The following is a 20,611-nucleotide window of genomic DNA, read 5'->3' on the forward strand; positions in this document are numbered from 1 at the left end:
TTGCGTGTCGGGGCTGGCGGCACTTAGCCGATGAAGGCAATAGGGGCGGCGAGATCCACGCCGGAACCATCGCGACGCATATCCGGCTTCGGCAGCTCCACGGCAGTACCAGAAGAAGTGGCTGCGTTCAGCGGGTAGAGGCCCACCCAAGCCAGAATCAACGTGTTCTGACCCTTGAGGAAGCGTTGCGAGCGCACACCGCCCGTGGCGCGACCCTTAGTCGGATACATTTCGAGCGGCGTCACCTTCGCTGCACCATTCTCGGTGCCAGACAGGGCATCCTCGTCACCAGCCACGGTGAGCACCACCGCACCGGAAGCCGAACTCAAGCCGTTTTCGCCTTCCTCGTACGTCCAAGCCACCTTGCCGGCCGGCACCACGTTGAACGCCATCACCTGCGCGCCGGCAGCCAGTTTGATGCCGGCCATGCCGCTTGCGGTGCGGCCCTGCGGGCGCACGTTCTTCGCCTCGAACGTCAGGAGTGAGGAATCGGAGGAAACAAACACCAAGCGATCATCATCCTCGGCGGTGGCGGCGAACACCACTTCGTCACCTTCCTTCAGGTCGATGACCGGCCAGGAATCCATGGTGGTGGGCGCCTCACGGTTCCAGCGCTTGACCACGCCGTTGCGCGTGCCAATGGCCAGTGAGGGAAGCGGTGCAGATTCAGCGGCATCAGCCTTATCTGCCGAATCGACGCTCTTCGGCTGCTCCATGGCAATGGCGGTGACCACATGCTCGCCCGGAATCGAATCGGTGGATTCGGTCATGCCAATCAGTTCATCGGCTTGCACGCCTCCGGTAAGCGTTAACGTTTCAGATGCGGGCAGTGCCGGCAGGTCGACCACATGAGCCAACACCAAACGGCCTGCTGAAGTGATCAGTGCAAACGTCGCCTGTGTGGAAGTGGGGAAGATCGTCGTAATCTGATCGTTCGGTTGGCGCTTATCGGAGGCCGAACGTGCGTGATACACATCCAATGCGCTTGGCGTGGTGCGGGCAATCAGACCGGTGGCGCTCATCATCACCACGCACGGTTCGTCGTCGATCTTCAATGCGCCGGCTAGAACGTTCTCCTCACCACTCTTCTTCGCTGCCTTGGTGGCAGCGGCCACATCGGCTGCGGCGGAGGAAATCGTAGCTGCGGACTTGGCTGCCTCCATTGCGGACTTGGCGAGCTCGGACGTGCCGGAGCCATGTGCGGCCACCGGTGTCAGCGTGCCATCCGGATTTACGTCCAGCAGCACCGTGCGGCGCGGAGAGCCCCACTTGGCCACGGCCTGATCCATCTCATCGGTCACCACCTGATCCAACGCTTCAGCGGAGGCGAGGATACGGGTGAGCTCCTCAATGCTTTTCTTCAGATCATCGCGTTCGGCTTCAAGCTCGATGCGATTCATCTTGGTCAAGCGGCGCAGACGCAGATCCAGAATGTACTGAGCCTGCACATCATCCAAATCGAAGACGGCCATCAAACGGGTTTTTGCGGCATCCGCATCATCCGAAGTGCGGATTACCTGAATCACTTCGTCGATGTCCAGCATGGCCAACAGCAGGCCCTCGACCAAGTGCAGGCGTTCCTGGGCCTTCTTTTTGCGGTATTCGGACCGGCGGCGGATTACCACACGCCGGTGATCGATCCACACCTGCAGCATTTCCTTCAAGCCCATTATGTGTGGGCGGCCGTTCACCAACGCCACATTGTTCATGGCGAAGTTGTCCTGCAACGGCGTGTGCTTGAACAGTTGCACCAGCACGGCATGCGGGTCGAAACCGGTCTTGATCTCAATCACCAGACGCGTGCCGTTATGGCGGTCGGACAAATCGAACGCACCGGAAATACCTTCCAGCTTGCGGTTCTTCACGCCATCGGAAATACGTTCGATTACCTTTTCCGGGCCCACTATGTATGGCAGCTCGGTTACCACGATTGCCTGCTTGCGGGCGGTCACATGCTCCACATGTGTGGTGGCGCGCGTGGTCAGCGTGCCACGACCCGTCTCATAGGCCTCGCGAATGCCGTCGCGGCCCAGAATCGTACCGCCAGTCGGCCAATCCGGGCCCGGTACGTAACGCATCAATTGCTCAAGCGTGGCCTCAGGGTGAGCCATCAGGAACTTGGCCGCATTCACCACTTCGCCAAGATTATGCGTGGCAAGGTTCGTGGCCATACCGACCGCAATACCTGAGCCGCCGTTGACCAACAGGTTCGGGATTGCAGCCGGCAATACGGTCGGTTCCTTGAGCTTGTTGTCGTAATTCGGCGTGAAATCAACCGTATCCTCGTCAATGTCGGCATTCATGCCAAGCGCGGCCGGGGCAAGACGGGCCTCCGTGTAACGGGAGGCTGCCGGGCCATCGTCAAGGGAACCGAAGTTACCGTGGCCATCCACCAGCGGCAGTCGCATCGCGAACGGTTGAGCCAGGCGCACCATGGCTTCGTAGATCGCGGAATCACCGTGCGGGTGCAGCTTACCCATCACTTCGCCCACCACGCGGGCGGACTTCATATACGGACGATTCGGGTTCAGATTCATCTGACCCATCTGATAGACGATGCGGCGCTGCACCGGCTTCATGCCGTCACGGGCATCAGGCAACGCACGCGCGTAAATCACCGAGTACGCATACTCGAGGAACGATTTGCTCATCTCCTCGTTCAGCGGCGTCTCGACGATATGCTCCTTGACCTTGCGCGGGTCATAAGTCTGCACGGACGGTTTGCGGTGTGATGCCATGAAACTCCCTTTCAAACTCGCCCCATATTAGCAGTGCCCCTCGCATTGTCCGTGGCGCTACCGCAGCGAATGGTTCTCAATAAGAGCCGTGCGTGGATTCTGACCGGTGAATCGCACATGACAATCGGCAATAATGCTGGAACTCAGCCGATTATTTCCATGTGAGTATGGGAGATTATTGTGCGGTTTCCCTACACGCTTCTTATTGAGAACCATTCGCTGCGGGGTCACAAGGGGTTACGATAAACCCTATGACTGTCGAGACACCGGATATGGATGAGCTGCTGCGCCTGATACCCACCGTGACCTATGGAGATGCCGCTGCAGGCGCGCGCGGGGGAGCATTGCATCTTTCCGCCGTACTGCCGGCGCTGTCCAGCGCGATCGGGCACCCGACCGCCACGCCGGTGCATACTGATTCCAAGGCATGTCAGCAAGCGCTCGGTTTTCCCGATGTGACCTCCGCCATCGTGGTGCTCGTGGACGGTCTGGGCTACTGGAACCTTGCCATGCGGCTCGGCCACGCGCCGTACTTGCGTTCATTGATGAACGACACTGCCAACCAGCGCCCCATCGCCACTTGCGCACCTAGCACCACCGTGGCCGCCATGGCCGCATTCGGCACCGGCACTTGCCCGGGATTGACGGGTATGGCCGGATACACGCAGCTGGAGCCGGAGCATCATACGTTGATCCAGCTCATCCAGTTCAAGGATGCATTAGCGCCGAAACCCGCCAATCCGCACATTCCCGTGCCTCCGATGATCGATCCGCTTGCGTTGCAGCAGGAGCCTACGGTATTCGAACGGCTCAAGGCACAGGGGGTACGCGTCACCAGTTCAGGGCTGCCGAAATTCGCCGGCTCGCCGCTCACCGAAGCGGCATTGCGCGGTACCGACTATCAGGGCAACGTGACACCGCGCGACCGTGTGCTCGCCGCCGCCCGTGCCGCACGCGAACCGGGCCTGACCTACCTGTACATCCGTGACGCCGACAAAATCGGCCATAATTACGGCTGGGATTCTGAAAACTGGGTGGCTGCTTTCGAACACATCGATGCGCAGCTCGCCCTACTGCACCGCAGCGCACCTAAAGGCACGTTGATTGTGATCGTGGCCGATCATGGCATGGTGCAAACTGATATGAACCGGCGCGTGGACATAGCCGAAGATCCGCGACTCACGCAGGGTGTGGAGTTTGTGGGCGGGGAACCTCGTTCCCTGATGCTGTATGCCGAAACTGGCGAGAATCCCGAAGACATAGCCGCCCGTTGGCGTGACCGGCTCGGGGAGTCGGCTCTGGTCAGAACCAAGACACAAGCATTCGCCGATGGGTTATTCGGCCCGGTCTCCAATCGCGTCAAGCCGATGATCGGTGACGTGATTGTGCAGGCCGCTGGTGCCGCTACGTTCGTGGATTCGCGCACACAGAACGACAAGGCCACACATCTACCAAGCGTCCATGGTTCACAGACGCAGCTGGAGATGGAAATTCCCTGCCTGATTGATGTGGCGTAGCCGCTACCGTATCATGCCGGACGAGGTAGTCGCCCGGCAGCCTGTTACCGCATATTGATGAGTTTGCCCGAACTCGATCAGTCAGTCGCCGAATAGAATCTCATCCCAGCTGGGCACTGCGGAGCGACCAGAGCGTCGTTTCGCAGGCTTGGTGGTATGGGAGGCCGAAGCGGCGGTATCCGTGGCGCTATCACCGCTGCTCGTGCTGCTCCGATCGGCCGGTTCCGCAGCCGTACTCGAAGGCTTAGAGGTTTCTGCGGCGTGAGAGGCGGTAGAAACCACAGGCTGCAACGGATTGAGCGCGCCAATGGGGCTCGTGGACGCACCTGCGCCGGTGGCGGAATCGGAAACAGCACTGGTAGCACCAGAAACCGCTGATGCGGCACCGGGAATCCTTACTGGTGGCATTGAGCCGGAAGCGGAAAAATCGGTGGCGCTCACCTTGGTGGAGTCGGCAGCGGACGCGGCCTGCGGCACAGCTGCCGGGATCGACGGCTCGGGCGCCGCCCAGGCGCTCACCGCACGTTCGATACGCGCCGAGCGTACCGAGTCACCGGGCAATGCCGGCGTCGGTAGCACTCGGGCGGCCGACTTGGAATCGTCGGCGGCGCTGCGTTCGCCAAGCAGCTTGCGAGCCGCATTATTAAGGCACACCACGGAATTATCGTGCATGTTCCATGTCCATTCGGCATGAATCTCACGACCAGCCGAGGTGAAGATCGCCACGATGCGCCATGGCTCAAGACCGCGGCGGGTGGACTTCCATGTCACGGATTCCATGCCGATTGAGGCGGAAGCCAAGGTGCGTTCCACCAGTTCGTTGATGGTGCGCACGCGGCTATCCTTTGGTGCCGGCACGGTGAGGAACTGTTCGATGGCATATTGCTTTTCGGTTTCCACGGCCGCGGAGAAGCGCCGTACCAGTGTTTCGCTCAGACCATAGCGTTCGGCGACACGGGAGGGGTCGGCTCCGGCGCGAATCAGCGACTGAATCTGGGAAATGGGCAACGTGGTCTGCTCATGAGGCTGAGCGGACTTCTGCGTTTCGCTTTTGACCTGTTTGGCCTCGAGAATCGCACGTTCAAGCGTGTCGTCAAGGCTGATGGCCACATGGCGGTCACCCACAGAGAACACGAGATCCCCTGTATCGCTGACACGCTCAAAATGGGCCTTTTCAAGCCGATTCTCAGGCATATGCACACCACTTTCCTTGGCAAAGACATTGCTATATTCCAGTATGCCCCACGTGTCGAACTTTACATGTATTTCAAATCGTGTACCCTATGGCCGAGTACAGCGCGGTAATACGCGCGGTCAATGGATGTAAGACGAAAGGACCATGATGGCTCAGGATTATGATTCCCCACGCAACAAGGACGAGGACGAGGAATCGCTGCAGGCTCTGGGAAAGTCCGCACAGAATTCCTCGAGCGATATCGATGATGACGAGAACGCCATTGCCGAAGACTACGAGCTGCCGGGTGCCGATCTGAGCAATGAGGACTCTTCGGTGACCGTCATCCCGATGCAGGGCGACGAGTTCATTTGCTCCCAGTGCTTCCTGGTCAAGCACCGCAGCCAGCTCGCCTACATGGATGAGGACGGTCAGCCGGTATGCGAGGAGTGCGCCGCCTGATGGGGTTCGACGCAGCGTACAACGAGCCTGAAAACACTGAGGTGCTGGTCAAGTCGCTTGATCCGGAGCATCCAGCCGATTTGCATTACGCGCATGCCGGAGATGCCGGGGCGGACCTCATCACCACGGTCGACGTGACGTTGAAGCCGTTCGAGCGCGCGCTGGTACCGACTGGCGTGGCCATCGCATTGCCTGCGGGTTACGTCGCCCTGGTCCACCCGCGTTCCGGCCTGGCGGTCAAGCAAGGCGTCACCGTGCTGAATGCCCCCGGCACCGTGGATGCGGGTTACCGCGGCGAAATCAAAGTGCCGCTCATCAACCTTGACCCGGAGCATACTGTCGAATTCCATCCGGGCGACCGCATCGCCCAGCTGGTGATTCAGCGGTATGTGGAAGCCAAGTTTGTTCCGGCCGAGATGCTGCCCGGCTCCGATCGCGCCGAGCGCGGCTTCGGGTCGACCGGCGTGGCCTCCAAGAACTGAGTGGGACGCCAGACGAAGCCGGAGAAGCCGAGCGACCGGATTGAATAGGTACGGCCTCGCTGCGAATCATATGACGCGGCGAGGCCCGATGCGTGGCTACAATATAAGTCACATTGGGAGGTGGCTGGCATGTCGGAAAACGAAAGCGAGCAATATGCTGCCCGCAAATTGGGCTGTGAGATCAGTGCCGATCCATTGAACCCGCTTGAGCCGATCAAGCAGGTCTGCAAGGCCCATCATCCCGGCGAGGACCTATCCATCCTCGACCGCGCCTACAAGCGCGCGGTGATTCAACACTCCACGCAGCGCCGCAAATCCGGCGAACCATACATCATCCATCCTCTGGCTGTCTCTCAGATCCTGGCCGATCTCGGCATGGGCCCCTTGGTGGTGGCCGCGGGTCTGCTGCACGACACGGTGGAAGACACTGATTACACGTTGGAACAGTGCCGCGCCGAATTCGGTGATACGGTGGCGGGCCTGGTCGATGGCGTCACCAAGCTGAGCCAGCTTGAGGTGGGCGACTCCGCCCAGGCGGAGACCATCCGCAAGCTTGTGGTGGCCATGAGCCGCGATGTGCGTACCCTGGTGGTCAAGCTGGCCGACCGTGTGCACAATGCTCGAACCTGGCGTTATGTGAAAACCTCCTCCGCGCAGAAGAAGGCACGCGAGACGCTTGATGTATACGCCCCGCTCGCCAATCGTCTCGGCATGAACGCCATCAAGACGGAGCTTGAAGAGCTGAGCTTCAAAGTGCTCTATCCGAAGATCTACAACGAGATCGTGGTGCTGGTGGCTCGTCGCGCCGGTCAGCGTGACGTGTATCTGAAGCAGATTCTTGCCGAAATCAACGAGGACCTTTCCGAACAACACATCAAAGCCTATGTGACCGGCCGCCCGAAGGATTACTTCTCCATCTATCAGAAGATGATTGTCCGCGGCCATGATTTCGCCAATATCTATGATTTGGTGGGTGTACGCATCATCGTCGACACCATTCAGGACTGTTATGCGGCGCTTGGTGCCGTGCACGCGCGATGGAACCCGGTCCCCGGCCGGTTCAAGGACTACATCGCCATGCCGAAGCTCAACATGTACCAGTCGCTGCACACCACGGTGGTGGGGCCCGGCGGCAAGCCCGTTGAGATTCAGATCCGCACGTGGGACATGCATCGTCGCGCCGAATTCGGCATCGCCGCCCACTGGAAGTACAAGGAGAACGGTCAGGCCGGCCGTGCCTTGAGCTCGCCGGACAAGTCCGATCGCAAACGTGGCGAGAGCGGGCAGGAGCTTTCCGAGGCAGATAACCTCAAGTGGATTCAGCAGCTTGCCGATTGGACGTCCGAAACCCCGGATTCCAACGAGTTCCTTGGGTCGTTGAAGGAAGACCTTGGTTCCGCGGAAGTCTATGTGTTCACTCCGAAGGGCAAGATCGTTTCCTTGCCTGCCAAGGCAACACCAGTCGATTTCGCCTATGCCGTGCACACCGAGGTGGGCCACCGTACGATGGGTGCACGCGTCAACGGCCGGTTGGTGCCGCTCGATACCACGCTCGACAATGGCGATACGGTGGAGATCCTGACCTCCAAGTCCGATACCGCAGGCCCTTCGCGTGACTGGTTGAGCTTTGTGAAGAGTCCGAAGGCTCGTAACAAGATTCGCCAATGGTTCTCGAAGGAACGCCGTACGGAGGCCATCGAGGAAGGTCGCGATGAGCTGACCCGTGCCATGCGCAAGCGCAACCTGCCGGTGAATGCGTTGCTGACGCCTGAAGCGCTGGTGGGTGTGGCCGTCGATCTGAACTTCCCGAACGCTGACGCCGTATTCGCGGCCATCGGTGATGGTCAGGTCTCCACGCAGAACGTCATCTCGCATCTGGTCAAAGATGCGGGGGCCGATGAAGTGGATGAAGAGGTGGAGCAGGAGGTCCTGCCTCTGAAGCCCGTTGAGCGCAAGACATCGTCCAGTTCTACCGGCGTATCGGTCAAGGGCGTGGGTGATGTATGGATCAAGCTCGCACGTTGCTGCATGCCGGTGCCAGGCGATCAGATCATCGGCTTCATCACCCGTAACCAAGGTGTTTCCGTGCATCGTACCGACTGCCAGAACATGATCGATCTGAAGGCCAAACAGCCGGAGCGTGTGGTCGAAGTCGAATGGACCAGCACCAAGGGCCTGTTCATGGTCAAGATTCAGGTGGAGGCGCTGGACCGCCGCAACCTGCTCTCTGACGTGACCCGCGTGCTTTCCGACCATGGTGTGAACATCATCTCCGGCACCATCGCTACCGGCTCCGATCGCGTGGCCACCAGCCAGTTCAGCTTTGAAATGGCTGACCCGCAGCATCTCAATACGTTGCTTGCCGCAGTACGCAAGATCGACGGCGTCTTCGATGTCTACCGTTTGACCGGTGCCAAGGAATCCGCCGAACCACGCTTGCGCAAGATGAAGTAAGGCGCGGCAAACGAAAGAAATCGTATGAAAACGGGCTCCGACCGATGGATTCGGTCAGAGCCCGTTTGCGTCAATGGTAGACGAGTATTACTCAGCCACGTCCACGGACAGAATCACAGCCGGCTCAAGCGGACGATCCATCGGATCGGTGTCCACCGCCTCCAGTTTATCCACGACCTTCTTGGAGGTCTCATCAGCGACCTCGCCGAAGATGGTGTGATGACCGTCCAGCCACGGGGTCGGCACGGTGGTGATGAAGAATTGGGAGCCGTTGGTGCCGTGGATCTGACCGTCACGGCCGCGGCGCAGACCGGCGTTCGCCATGGCCAGCAGATACGGCCTGTCGAACTTCAGGCTCGGATCGATCTCATCGTCGAACTCGTAGCCCGGACCACCGGTACCGGTGCCCAGCGGGCAGCCGCCCTGGATCATGAAATCCTTGATGATGCGGTGGAAGGTCAGGCCGTTGTAGAACTTGCCGTGAGATGGCTGACCGGTGTACGGATCCGCCCATTCCTTCTCGCCGGTGGCGAGGCCAAGGAAGTTGGCCACGGTGTTCGGAGTCTTGTCGTCGAACAGGTTGATGGTGATATCGCCCTCAGAGGTGCGCATGATAATTTGTGTCATAAGTTCCTATGGTACATTGCCCCGCGCCAATGCGCGCGGGGCAATGTTTTTCGATACGTTATTTGACGGTATTGAAGCTCGTGCCTTCCGAACTACCGGTGCTTGAGCTTCCGGTGGAGCCTGAGGTCGTGCCGGAGGAGCTGGACGACGAGGAAGACGAATCTGAGGAGGAGCTGCTTCCCGTGGAACCGGAAGTGCTGCCCGAAGAGTTGGAATCACTTGTGGAACCCGAAGTGGAGTCCGAGTTTGTGGAGCCGTTGGAGCTCGTCGAATTGCTAGAATCAGAACCGCTTGTAGCGCCGGAGCCTGAAGAGGAAGTATCGGTGGAGGAGCCTGTGCCGGTGGAATCCGAGGTGCTTCCGCTAGTAGTATTGTCAGCCGTGCTGCTGTCGGAGCCAGTGGTATCTGATTTGCTGTCGCCGGAACCATATTGCGGCACTGCAGGACCATTATTGCCGGACTGCGTGTTGGAGTCGGAGCTGCTGGTGGAATCGTCGGTGTTCTCAGACGACGTGGTGGGGGAGACCAGATCAGAGACCACGGTATCAGTGCCGTGCCCCTGTGTGACCAGCATCACGATGCCAGCCGTCACTGCAACCGTCAGCAAGCCGGATACCAACGTGACGATGACGGCCACGCGTTTCGGGTCACGGCGACGTTTACGCAGCTCGCTGATTGAATACGTATGGCCGTCAGACGGACGGGACACAATCTCACGAGGCTTGCGAGAGCGGACCGAGTCAGATGCGATGGAACGGGTCTCTCCGGACTCATCGACGCTTTTGGCGCCACTGCTACCGGAGGGGCTGTCTGCTTCGGAATCGGATTCGTGGGTTACTTCGACGTCACCGGAAGTGCGTTCAGGAGCCGTATTATCCGATTCGCCGGTTTCCTTGTCGTCTTCATCGGAGCCTGATATGGTCTGTTGGAATTTTTCGCTGGATGCCTTGATAATGTTCTGATAGATGTTCGTGGCTACCACGGAGACGATGTAACTGGCTGCCGCGCCGATCACTGATCCGGCAACGCCGATTTTTGCGGCCAGGAGAAACGAGGTGACCGCGGCGAGTGTGCCTGCCACGATCGAGGAAAAGGAAAGACCTTGGAAAAACTTCTTCACAACCTAAGACCGTAGGCGATTGCGCTGAAGTATTGCTGAAGGCACGGTGAAAGCCGCAAAATGCTTACACGAGAACTTCAAAATCTTCACATGTGCGGGCAAATCTTTCTGCGCGCATGGGAGACGCTGTGTACGGCATCGTGTGTCTCGAAGATGGCGCTCATTCGCTCCATGTGAAATTCCCGGCGCCTGCACCAAGCTCGAAATGCAATTTGGCTATGCCCAAGCAGATGTGAGCCTGCACGCCTTCCAGCGCCTCGGCCTTCACCGTGTGCCCGTCCTCCAGCAGAGTGAAACGCACCGGCTGTTTACCTAAGGCGCTGGGGGCAAGCGCCACGGCATCGATGCCATGACGGAACCATTCGGGAGCCTCGGCATAGGAGCCGATGGCATCGGAGACCATGCCGAGTTCCTCCGCCGGCTTGCTGCGATGTGGCCGGCCGGCACGGGCTCCATGGCCCACCGCGATGGCGGCAGGCATGCGCTGGTCATTGCCAAGCGTCCATGCGCCTTCATGCTCGCCGGCCTCATGCAATACCACCCATGCGGTGTCAAGTCCTGAAGCCACGGCGGTGAGCGTTAGCAGTTCGCCGGCATGGCCTGTGCGCTCGTCCAGGTTTTCGGGAAGGCCGTTGTCGGAGCCGATGAGCGCAATGAGGTTGTGCACGCCAGTGAAACGGCCGTAATGGGTCGGGCATCCGCCGAACGCATCATCGGCGCCGTGGATGAACTGAATTTGCAGATTATGCGAGGTGTTGAGTTCCGTGATGGCCGTCGAGAGCGTTTCGATCTGTTCGCCGGTCAGCGGTTCGTCGGTGAAATTGCGAACGGCGTGGCGTTCCCTCATTGCCTCCAGCAGATTCATGATGCTCCTTTTGACTGGTGTTCGATTCGCGTGTTCGGCTCGTGGCGAAACACTTTTATAGTAGTGGACGTTGGCGGCCTTCCGGCAACATGCTTGAATACCTTCTGAGTCAGGGGCTCGGGCACGCTGCGGAGTTCGTGCGGGGCAGCGCGTGGTTGGAGCGGGCGGAACGTCTAGTTGCGGTGCAGCGAGTGCCTGGTCGGTTTGATCACGGACATCAGCACAGCGGCGAAAATCAGCGCGAAGCCGACCAGCGAACTCCACATGATGCGTTCGCCCCAGAACAGGGCGGAGAACGAGACCGCGAACAGGCTTTCCGCGCACATGATGATCGAAGCCTGGGAGGCGGGCACATGGGCCAGACCGATGTTCTGCATGATCTGTGCGCTCATCGTGGCGCCGAGGAACAGATACAGTACGCTGGCCACCACCGACGGTGCCAGCCAGCCGGCGTCCGGCGTAGGCTCGGTAAGAATCGCTCCGATGAAGAACAACACGCCGGCCACCGCGAACTGCACGAAAGTCAGGGCGATCGGGTCGAACCGTTTGGCGTATACGCCAAGGTAGGTGAGATTGAAGGAGAAGATGATTGCCGTGGCGATGGTCAGCCAGTCTCCTACGCCGAGCGAAAGCGAGCCGCCTGGCTTGAGGGAGACGAATCCTACGCCGATCAGGCATACGATGCCGGCGATGAGATTGATGATTTTTGGCTGGTTCTTGGACACGATCCATGTGACGAACGGCGTCAGCACGCAATAGGCGGCGGTCAGAAACGCGCTACGGCCGGGGTCGATGGTCTGCAGGCCTGTGGTCTGGGTGACCATCGTACCCCAATACGTCAATCCCACCACCAGTGACGGCACAATGATCTTCGGCGTGAGGTTGGGGACGATGTGCTTATGGAACAGGGCGAGCATGCACATGCATGCGCCGAACATGCGTATGGCCATAAGCCATTGCGGCGGGATGGCCTCCATGGCGAATTTGGCGAGCAGGTAGCTGCCTCCCCACAAGGCGGCGCAGGCGAGCAGCATCAAGCGTGCCAGATTCGGTGGGAACGAACGGGACCAGCGGCTTTGCAGCTTGCTGAAACGCTCAATCAAACCCATGACGCACCTCTGTCTGACTCGTGTCTTCCCGGGTCATAGTACGGGTACGGCCAGCCAAAATCGAGGGGGACGGCACTGGTCAGAGTGTCCGGGAGGGGATGGCCGTTTGTGGTCTGTCTGCTGCAGTCGTATTGCGTAAGGTGAGGTTACTCACAGCGAACATCCGGGTGGTTGACGTGCCGGTTCGCTAATCTTGGAAAAGGTATTACACGCTGTTAGGAAAGGACTTGCCATGGCAGTCATTACCCCGGAAATCAAGGAATTCGTGGCCAACAACCTCGGTTTCGTCTCCACCATCTCCAAGGACGGCGAGCTGGATCTTGGCCCGAAGATGTCCCTGTTCGTGCTGGACGACACCCACATCGCCTACCATGAGCGCACCGCCGGCCAGACCTACGAGAACCTGAAGAACGGCTCCCCGCTGGTCATCGCCTTCGCCAACCTGGAGAAGAAGCAGGGTTATCGCTTCCGCGGTACCGTGACCCTGCACTCCGATGACGACATCTACGAGGCCCAGGTCAAGGTCGCCGAGGAGAAGGGCACCAAGAAGCCGGCCGTGATTCCGGTGCTCGAAGTCACCGAGATTCAGAACCTTGCCTCCGGCCCGAACGCCGGCAAGACCATCGTCAAGGACTGATTGCCTTCAGCGTTACTGTCGTAACAGTTTAAAAGCCGCTTTGCCTTGCCTGGCAAGCGGCTTTTTGCTTCGCATCATGTTGTTCCGGCCATTCGCGCAGTGCGTCATGCCTTCGCCGTGGAGATGATGATATGTCGGCCGGCGCCATCGGTGGTGGCGAACAGGTATGTTCCGCCGCCGTCCTTGAGCTTCAGTTTTTTGCGTAAGGTGTTGACTGACATCGGGAAGTTACGCACGGCGATGTTGGCATGAGTCAGTCCCGAAAGCGTGGATTTCAATTCCTTTTTGTTCATGCCGGCCACAGCATTGATGGCGAATGAACGACCTGGGAAATCATCAACAGGTTGTTCACTGAGGAATAAGTGACTATTGGGTGCGATCATGGTGACCGGGAACCGCTGGGCGATTACGGCGAAGCATCCGGCCTTCATAATGGAGGCGTTCGGCTCGTAAAGATAGCGGGCATCATCGATGGCGACGGCGTCGACTCCATCTTGAGCGCGATGTTCGGCGAGCGCGGCGGACGCTCCATCGATGTCGCTCGCCGCCTGATACTCCAGCATCTGCTCATCATTGACGCATACCATCCGCGGCGTGGAGCATATCCCCCGTTCAAGTACCAGCAGCAGCTCCTTGCATTCGTTGCCGGTGGAGACGATATGAACCTCATGCACCGACCCGGCGAAATCATCCACGGTTTTATGCCAATCAAGCATGGGCGAGAGCTTGACCATCACCATTGGGGCCTTGGCCAGCAGCCGGCTCTTCAACGCCAACGCATCCGGCGTGCAATCGGCGATCGCGTAGGTGCGCGATCCGTGGCTGTCACGGCGGGCGGGGTCGAGGAAGATCATCGAAGCGGATTCGATTCGGTCCAATACATCAATGGAATCGTCATTGATGACATGTGCCGAGCCCAATCCAAGAATCGGCAGATTATGGCGTTCGATCTCGCATAGGTTCGACTGCCGTTCCACATAGGTGGCCTGATCGAACACGCGTGCCATATAGGAGAAATCCACACCAAAGCCGCCGGTCAAATCGATGAGCGACGTCTGCGATGGGCGGACTGACGCCGTCGGAGAATCGGGCGGCGCAGCTTCTGCAAGCAGCCGTGCGGCCAACCTTGCCTTGTATCGGGCGGTGAACTGGGAGGAGCATTGCTCCATGGGCACTTGAGGCGGGAAAATCAGCCCATCGACGGCAGCCCAGTCAGGAAGTTTCACGCAAGCGCGCTGCCAGCCGGCAATCTGCTCCAAAGCGAACGCTACATCCACCTCAGTGTTGCGTTTGGCGTGCAACGCCAGTTCGCGCACGTCCTCATTGCGATGCTCGGCGATGAACGCCCACGTCTGTTCCGTAATCTCCACGTACGCCATTGTAAAGGCCGGCCCATCCGATGCTGAATGCCGCTACGGTGGGCCGATGAAGCATCCGTATGCTCGCGTGGCGGTCGTAACTTGCGCGAACATACAAACGATTCAGGTCTCCACGGGTTGTGATGAGATGAACATGAACGAGGTAAGGAGGCCCGCATGATTGACGAAGTGGTGATGCTGCGCCACGGACGCACGCCATACAATCTGCAACACCGATTGCAGGGGCAGATCGACGTTCCGCTCGATATCGTGGGCCAATGGCAGGCCGATCAAAGCGGCTATGCGCTCGCCGGCAGATTCTACTGGGCGAAGGTCAGCCGCCTGGCCGCGAATCCCGGACTGATCGCGCAGCCGCCTGCCGATGCCGCCAAACGCACGGATCTCAGCCAATATGCGGAAGCGCCGGCCGCAAGGCGGCGCATGGTCGTGATTTCCTCCGACCTATACCGTGCGCAACAGACCGCGCATGCGTTCGCCGATCTGCTGGGGCTCGAAGTCATCTGCGACGCCCGTCTGCGTGAACGCAGCTTTGGCCAATGGGAAGGCCTGACCCGTGAACAGATTAAGACCATCGACGCCGAGGCCTACGCCTCGTGGAAACGGCATACGGGCGGTGAAACTCGTTATGGCGTGGAAAGCCGAGCCCACGTGGGCGAACGTGGCGCAAAGGCGGTGCGCGAACTCATAGCCGAATACGCTGACGACACACCCACCACGATGATGCTGGTCGGCCATGGTTCATGGATTACCGCCACGGTCGCCAATCTGCTTGAACTCAACCCAGACGGCATGAACGCGCTTGGCGGCATGCGCAACGCCTGTTGGTGCCGGCTTAAAGTACGTCACACGCTCAATGGGCAGCCAGCCGAGCAGCCATTGTTCGAACTTGAGGAATACAACACGGCACCTGCTATCGCAGGCAGCGCGGACTGGGAAAACGGGCCGGCCGACTTACGCGGCCCCAACATGCCCGGCTGGCGTCCGATTGTCTGGTAAACGCAGACGGACAATGCCCACGAGCCATGCCGTCTTGCAAGTTCGCACGGTAGGTCTAGACTAATCACGGTTTTAAACCGTACAGCGATAGAACATAGGAAAGCGCGGAAGGCGGGTGAGACGGCATGCTGAGAATCTTCAGCTCAATCAACAACCAAGTGGAGCAGATCGAGAAACCGGAAAACGGTTCCTGGTTGTGTTTAAGCGAGCCAACCGATGTCGAGCTCGCCACCGTCGCCTCGCAAACCGGCATCGACCTCGCCGATCTGCGCGCCCCTCTGGATGATGAGGAACGTTCTCGTGTCGACGTGGAAGACGACTACACGATGATTATCGTCGATATCCCCACCGTGGAGGAACGCGGTGGACGAGACTGGTATGAGACCATCCCGTTGTCGATTATCGTGACCGAAAACCTCATCATCACCGTCTGCATGCAAGACACTCCAGTGTTGCATCCGTTTATGGAAGGCACGATTCGCGGTTTCAATACTTACATGCGCTCGAGGTTTATTCTGCAGATCCTCTACCGCAATGCCACGATGTATTTGCGTTACCTGCGTATCATCGACCGGGAAAGCGACAAGCTGGAACTGAAGTTGCGGCACTCCATGCAGAACCGCGAAATAGTGATGCTGATGGAGCTCTCCAAGACCTTGGTGTATTTCACCACATCACTGAAATCAAACGAAATCGTGATGGAAAAGCTCACCACCCTGCAACGCATCAAGCAGTATCCGGACGACGAGGACCTGCTGGACGACGTCATCACCGAAAACAAGCAGGCAATCGAGATGGCCAACATCTACAGCGGGGTTCTTGCGAACATGACCGACGCCTTCGCCTCGATCGTGTCCAACAACCTGAACAACGTGATGCGTATCTTCACGATCATCTCCATCACGCTATCCATTCCAACGCTGATTTTCTCGATGTACGGCATGAACTTCCAGGAAGGCATGCTTGGCATGCCGTTGAGCGACAAATCCTGGGGATTCGCGGCGATCATTCTGATCTCCATCATCCTGTCCGTGGCGGTCACTTGGTTCCTCACCCGTTCTCGTCTGTTTAAGTAGGGCTCGGTCGTATCGATGACATTGCAGCCTACCGATTGTCCGCGCGCCGTTCAGACGCTGTATACGATGCGCCGGCGGTTCGTATGGATGCGTTGCGCGCGGGCGCTGGCCGCCGGTCTGTGCGCGATGCTGGCATTGGCAGGCTGCGGGCAGATTCACGTCACCACGGTTTACGGCTCCCCGGAAGGCCCGACAATCGCCATCGGCGTGTCTGCCGATGAGCCAGGCGTGGGCATGTGGCATGACGGCACGTATGAAGGGTTCGACGTGACCGTTGCCAGGTATGTGGCCGCACGCTTAGGATATGCGAACAAGCAGATCGTCTTCAAACAGGTGCGTCCGGAAAGCCGGCAATCCATGCTGGGCAGCGGCCAAGTCGATATGGTGGTCGCTTCATGGCCGATTACCGAGGCTTCCAAGAAGGTCGCCGATTTCGCGGGACCGTATCTGACCACGGGCACAGGACTGCTGGTCCGGTTCGGGGACAGCGATGCGTTCGCCGATCCCTCAAAACCGAAGATGGTCGGTGATGTGGGCCAGCACAGTATCTGCGCGGTGCGCGGTGATGAAACCGTCGAGATGTTCCGTGCCCGACATTCTGATGCCGTGGTTCAGGAACGGGATAGCTACGCGCAATGCGTCACGGCATTGCAAGCCGGTTCCGCGGATGCCATAGCCTCCGACCTGGTGATACTCGGTGGGCTCCAGCAGGCCAATGGTTCGCGATATACAACCGTGCTCAGCGATACTGGCACCGCACAGTCCGACGCTGTGCAATACGGTATCGCAGTCGGCAAAGGCACCGAGGAACTCGCCGGTAAGATCGCACAGTCGCTGCAGGAAATGATCGATGACGGCAGCTGGGGTGCCGCTCGTGCAACTCTGAAGCAGCAGACCCAAGTCGACATCAAGCTTGATGGCAGCCCTGCGGCCATCGTCTCGGATGCTGAATAGCGCCGACGGGCGTGTCCAGTTACGCGGCTACCTTGCTGATTTATGAGTGACAACGAGAAGAGCACGCAAACTCAAGAGCCCAGCTTCCGCTATAACGCTGAACTGGCGCAGGATATCGAAAACAAGTGGCAGAAGATTTGGGATGAGCGCGGCACGTTCTGGGCCGCCAACGTCAACGGTGATCTGAAGGACGGCAAGGGCCGCAACGCCGAAGGCCGCACCGCATACTTCGCCATGGATATGTTCCCCTACCCGTCCGGTAAGGGTCTGCATGTGGGGCACCCGCTAGGCTACCTGGCCTCCGATGTGGTGAGCCGTTACCACCGCATGAAGGGCGAGAATGTGCTGCACGCCATGGGCTACGACGCCTTCGGCCTGCCTGCCGAGCAGTACGCCGTGCAGACCGGTCAGCACCCGCGCGTTACCACCGAGGCGAACATCGCCAACATGTCCCGCCAGCTGCACCGCATGGGCCTGAGCTTCGACAACCGTCGTACCTTCGCCACCATCGACCCCGGCTATGTGCGTTGGACCCAGTGGATCTTCTCGCGCATCTACGAATCCTGGTACGACGATGAAGCCACCAACCCGTCCGGCACCAAGGGCTCCGCGCGTCCGATCAGCGAGCTCGTCGCCAAGTTCGAATCCGGAGAGAAGGCTATCCCCGGCCACGAATCCGATGGCAAGGCTTGGGGCGACCTCACTGAAGCCGAACAGCAGGATATCTTGAACGACTTCCGTCTGGCCTACATCTCCAAGTCCCCGGTCAACTGGTGCCCGGGTCTGGGCACCGTGCTCGCCAACGAGGAAGTTACCGCCGAAGGCAAGTCCGAGCGTGGCAACTTCCCGGTGTTCCAGCGTGAGCTGCGCCAGTGGTCCATGCGCATCACCAAGTACGGCCACCGACTGATTGAAGACCTCGACGGCATCAACTGGCCTGAAAAGGTCAAGCTCATGCAGCGCAACTGGATTGGCGAATCCCATGGTGCGTCCGTGCATTTCGAGGTGCCCACCGCCGACGGCGTCAAGGACATGGAGATTTACACCACCCGTCCCGACACCCTGTTCGGTACCACGTTCGCCGTGGTCTCCCCGGAGCATGACCTGCTCCAGTACGTGCCCGCCGAATGGCCGGCCGATGTACCGGAGGACTGGAAGGGCGGCTACGCCACTCCGGCCGAAGGCATGAAGGCCTACCGCATCGCAGCCGAATCCAAGACCGCCAAGGATCGCGTGGACGAAGGCGGGGAAAAGACCGGCCTATTCACCGGTCTATACGCCATCAACCCGATCACCGGTGTGAAGCTTCCGCTGTTCACCGCCGACTACGTGCTGATGGATTACGGCACCGGCGCCATCATGGCTGTGCCTGGCGGCGACCAGCGCGATTACGACTTCGCCACGAAGTTCGGTCTGCCGGTTATCTACACCGTGCAGCCGTTGCCGGAATCCGGCGACGATTTGTCCAACTACGAGGGCAAGGCCCCGTTCGTCTCCCATGACGGCATCGTCATCAACTCTTCCGTGGATGCCACCAAGGCCAAGGGCGACGCGCTGAGCCTCAACGGTCTGCGTGTGGATGACGCCATCGCCAAGGTCAACGCCTGGCTCGAATCCGCAGGCGTCGGCAAGGGCACGGTGTCCTACCGTCTGCGCGACTGGCTGTTCTCCCGCCAGCGCTATTGGGGTGAACCATTCCCGATTGTTTACGGTGAGGATGGCACCCCGCACCTGCTGCCGGATTCCGCATTGCCGATCAACCTGCCGGATGTGCCGGACTATGAGCCGCGTACCTTCGACCCGATGGACGCCGAATCCAACCCTGAGGCTCCGCTGAGCCGCAACGAGGATTGGGTCAAGGTTGAGCTCGACTTGGGTGACGGTGTCAAGACCTACTACCGCGACACCAACACCATGCCGAACTGGGCCGGTTCCTGCTGGTACTACATGCGCTACATCGACCCGACCGACACCAAGCACATGGTCGAAAAGGACGAGTTCGACTACTGGATGGGCCCCAACCACAACAAGTACTCCGGTGACGAAGGTGGCGTGGACCTGTACATCGGCGGTGTGGAGCATGCCGTACTGCATCTGCTCTATTCCCGCTTCTGGCACAAGATCCTCTTCGACTTGGGCTACGTGGATTCCGCGGAACCGTTCCACAAGCTGTTCAACCAAGGTATGATCCAGGCCTACGCCTACACCGACGATCGCGGCCAGTACGTGCCGGCCGACGAGGTTGTGGAAGGCCCAGCCGACGCTTCCGGCGAGCCGACGTTCACCTGGAACGGCGAACACGCCAACCGTGAATTTGGCAAGATGGGCAAGAGTCTCAAGAACATCGTGACCCCGGACTTCATGTACGAGAACTACGGTGCCGACACCTTCCGCCTGTACGAGATGAGCATGGGCCCGCTGGACGAGTCCCGCCCATGGAACACGCGTAATGTGGTCGGCGGCATGCGATTCCTGCAGCGCCTGTGGCGTAACGTGATCGACGAGACCACCGGCGAAGCACATGTGTCCGAAGACACCCCGGATGAAAAGACTCTGAAGCTGCTCAACAACACGATTGCCGAAGTGACCGCGGAAATGGAAGGCATGCGCCCGAACACCGCCATCGCCAAGCTCATCGTGCTCAACAACCATCTGACGTCCCTGAAGTCCGTGCCGCGTGCGGCAGTTGAGCCGCTGATTCTGATGCTCGCCCCAATCGCCCCGCACATCTGCGAGGAAATGTGGAACAAGCTCGGCCACCCCGAGTCCCTGTCCGCCGAACTGTGGCCGATCGCCGACGAACGCTACGTGGGCCACGACACCGTGACCGCCGTGGTGCAGATTAAGGGCAAGGTACGTGCCAAGCTTGAAGTGCCGGTGGACATCGACCCGGCCGAACTGGAGAAGAAGGCTTTGGAAGCCGTTGCCGAGCGTCTTGGCGGCAAGGAGCCGCGCAAGGTGATTGTCAAGGCGCCGAAGATTGTTTCCATCGTGCCTGCCGAATAAACCGGATAGGGGAAT

16 protein-coding genes are annotated in these 20,611 nt (G+C 59.4%); 9 read left to right on the forward strand and 7 right to left on the reverse strand.

Annotated features, from left to right (window positions below):
- Positions 1-23: 23 nt before the first annotated feature.
- Positions 24-2,738 (reverse strand): DNA gyrase/topoisomerase IV subunit A, encoded by a 2,715-nt coding sequence (locus F7D08_RS07070; protein ID WP_152209941.1) that lies wholly within the window; start codon positions 2,736-2,738, stop codon positions 24-26.
- A 251-nt stretch (positions 2,739-2,989) separates the two neighbouring features.
- Here F7D08_RS07070 and F7D08_RS07075 point away from each other — a divergent pair, with 251 nt between their 5' ends.
- Complete coding sequence (locus F7D08_RS07075; RefSeq protein WP_152209942.1) at positions 2,990-4,255, forward strand: alkaline phosphatase family protein; 1,266 nt, start codon at positions 2,990-2,992, stop codon at positions 4,253-4,255.
- Between the two features lie 81 nt (positions 4,256-4,336).
- Here the strand turns inward: F7D08_RS07075 and sepH are convergent, their stop codons facing one another.
- Complete coding sequence (gene sepH / locus F7D08_RS07080) at positions 4,337-5,449, reverse strand: septation protein SepH (protein WP_152209943.1); 1,113 nt, start codon at positions 5,447-5,449, stop codon at positions 4,337-4,339.
- 148 nt (positions 5,450-5,597) lie between these two features.
- Between sepH and F7D08_RS07085 the strand changes: the two genes are divergently transcribed.
- From F7D08_RS07085 to F7D08_RS07095, 3 genes are all read left to right on the forward strand, one after another.
- A complete protein-coding gene (locus tag F7D08_RS07085; RefSeq protein ID WP_033890131.1) occupies positions 5,598-5,891 on the forward strand; it encodes a DUF4193 domain-containing protein in 294 nt (97 codons plus the stop codon).
- Complete coding sequence (gene dut / locus F7D08_RS07090; protein WP_152209944.1) at positions 5,891-6,373, forward strand: dUTP diphosphatase; 483 nt, start codon at positions 5,891-5,893, stop codon at positions 6,371-6,373. Before F7D08_RS07085 ends, dut begins: the two co-directional genes overlap by 1 nt.
- Positions 6,374-6,502: 129 nt before the next feature.
- Positions 6,503-8,827, forward strand: coding sequence for a RelA/SpoT family protein (locus F7D08_RS07095; RefSeq protein ID WP_152209945.1), 2,325 nt, complete (start codon positions 6,503-6,505; stop codon positions 8,825-8,827).
- Between the two features lie 87 nt (positions 8,828-8,914).
- Here the strand turns inward: F7D08_RS07095 and F7D08_RS07100 are convergent, their stop codons facing one another.
- The 4 genes from F7D08_RS07100 to F7D08_RS07115 all read right to left on the reverse strand — a co-directional run bounded on the left by F7D08_RS07100 (position 8,915) and on the right by F7D08_RS07115 (position 12,548).
- On the reverse strand, positions 8,915-9,454 hold the full coding sequence (locus F7D08_RS07100; RefSeq protein ID WP_152209946.1) for a peptidylprolyl isomerase: 540 nt from the start codon (positions 9,452-9,454) through the stop codon (positions 8,915-8,917).
- 58 nt (positions 9,455-9,512) lie between these two features.
- Entirely contained in the window at positions 9,513-10,574 is a 1,062-nt protein-coding gene (locus tag F7D08_RS07105) for a hypothetical protein (RefSeq protein ID WP_152209947.1), read from the reverse strand.
- A gap of 160 nt (positions 10,575-10,734) precedes the next feature.
- The gene (locus tag F7D08_RS07110) at positions 10,735-11,439 is read right to left on the reverse strand and encodes a nitroreductase family protein (RefSeq protein WP_152209948.1); all 705 of its coding nucleotides are present in this window, start codon (positions 11,437-11,439) and stop codon (positions 10,735-10,737) included.
- Between the two features lie 173 nt (positions 11,440-11,612).
- Positions 11,613-12,548 (reverse strand): DMT family transporter, encoded by a 936-nt coding sequence (locus tag F7D08_RS07115; RefSeq protein ID WP_152209949.1) that lies wholly within the window; start codon positions 12,546-12,548, stop codon positions 11,613-11,615.
- A 232-nt stretch (positions 12,549-12,780) separates the two neighbouring features.
- Between F7D08_RS07115 and F7D08_RS07120 the strand changes: the two genes are divergently transcribed.
- The gene (locus F7D08_RS07120) at positions 12,781-13,185 is read left to right on the forward strand and encodes a pyridoxamine 5'-phosphate oxidase family protein (protein ID WP_152209950.1); all 405 of its coding nucleotides are present in this window, start codon (positions 12,781-12,783) and stop codon (positions 13,183-13,185) included.
- A gap of 104 nt (positions 13,186-13,289) precedes the next feature.
- Here the strand turns inward: F7D08_RS07120 and F7D08_RS07125 are convergent, their stop codons facing one another.
- The gene (locus F7D08_RS07125) at positions 13,290-14,555 is read right to left on the reverse strand and encodes a THUMP-like domain-containing protein (RefSeq protein WP_152209951.1); all 1,266 of its coding nucleotides are present in this window, start codon (positions 14,553-14,555) and stop codon (positions 13,290-13,292) included.
- Between the two features lie 165 nt (positions 14,556-14,720).
- Between F7D08_RS07125 and F7D08_RS07130 the strand changes: the two genes are divergently transcribed.
- The 4 genes from F7D08_RS07130 (at position 14,721) to leuS (ending at position 20,596) form a co-directional block, all read left to right on the forward strand.
- On the forward strand, positions 14,721-15,560 hold the full coding sequence (locus F7D08_RS07130; protein WP_152209952.1) for a histidine phosphatase family protein: 840 nt from the start codon (positions 14,721-14,723) through the stop codon (positions 15,558-15,560).
- 125 nt (positions 15,561-15,685) lie between these two features.
- Positions 15,686-16,636: a magnesium transporter CorA family protein gene (locus F7D08_RS07135; RefSeq protein WP_152209953.1), complete on the forward strand. Its 951-nt coding sequence runs from the start codon at positions 15,686-15,688 to the stop codon at positions 16,634-16,636.
- A 66-nt stretch (positions 16,637-16,702) separates the two neighbouring features.
- Positions 16,703-17,590 carry a transporter substrate-binding domain-containing protein gene (locus F7D08_RS07140; protein ID WP_152209979.1) on the forward strand — a complete coding sequence of 296 codons (888 nt, stop codon included), beginning with the start codon at positions 16,703-16,705 and terminating at the stop codon, positions 17,588-17,590.
- A gap of 42 nt (positions 17,591-17,632) precedes the next feature.
- On the forward strand, positions 17,633-20,596 hold the full coding sequence (leuS, locus tag F7D08_RS07145) for a leucine--tRNA ligase (RefSeq protein ID WP_152209954.1): 2,964 nt from the start codon (positions 17,633-17,635) through the stop codon (positions 20,594-20,596).
- Positions 20,597-20,611: the final 15 nt, after the last annotated feature.

This window comes from Bifidobacterium cebidarum, assembly GCF_009193305.1.
GTDB lineage: Bacteria > Actinomycetota > Actinomycetes > Actinomycetales > Bifidobacteriaceae > Bifidobacterium > Bifidobacterium cebidarum.

Coding starts and splice junctions, on each gene's coding strand:
- sepH (WP_152209943.1), bottom strand. CDS start 5,449: ATGCCTGAGAATCGGCTTGAAAAGGCCCATTTTGAGCGTGTCAGCGAT.
- F7D08_RS07070 (WP_152209941.1), bottom strand. CDS start 2,738: ATGGCATCACACCGCAAACCGTCCGTGCAGACTTATGACCCGCGCAAG.
- F7D08_RS07130 (WP_152209952.1), top strand. CDS start 14,721: ATGATTGACGAAGTGGTGATGCTGCGCCACGGACGCACGCCATACAAT.
- F7D08_RS07085 (WP_033890131.1), top strand. CDS start 5,598: ATGGCTCAGGATTATGATTCCCCACGCAACAAGGACGAGGACGAGGAA.
- F7D08_RS07140 (WP_152209979.1), top strand. CDS start 16,703: ATGCGCCGGCGGTTCGTATGGATGCGTTGCGCGCGGGCGCTGGCCGCC.
- F7D08_RS07135 (WP_152209953.1), top strand. CDS start 15,686: ATGCTGAGAATCTTCAGCTCAATCAACAACCAAGTGGAGCAGATCGAG.
- leuS (WP_152209954.1), top strand. CDS start 17,633: ATGAGTGACAACGAGAAGAGCACGCAAACTCAAGAGCCCAGCTTCCGC.
- dut (WP_152209944.1), top strand. CDS start 5,891: ATGGGGTTCGACGCAGCGTACAACGAGCCTGAAAACACTGAGGTGCTG.
- F7D08_RS07075 (WP_152209942.1), top strand. CDS start 2,990: ATGACTGTCGAGACACCGGATATGGATGAGCTGCTGCGCCTGATACCC.
- F7D08_RS07100 (WP_152209946.1), bottom strand. CDS start 9,454: ATGACACAAATTATCATGCGCACCTCTGAGGGCGATATCACCATCAAC.
- F7D08_RS07120 (WP_152209950.1), top strand. CDS start 12,781: ATGGCAGTCATTACCCCGGAAATCAAGGAATTCGTGGCCAACAACCTC.
- F7D08_RS07115 (WP_152209949.1), bottom strand. CDS start 12,548: ATGGGTTTGATTGAGCGTTTCAGCAAGCTGCAAAGCCGCTGGTCCCGT.
- F7D08_RS07110 (WP_152209948.1), bottom strand. CDS start 11,439: ATGAATCTGCTGGAGGCAATGAGGGAACGCCACGCCGTTCGCAATTTC.
- F7D08_RS07095 (WP_152209945.1), top strand. CDS start 6,503: ATGTCGGAAAACGAAAGCGAGCAATATGCTGCCCGCAAATTGGGCTGT.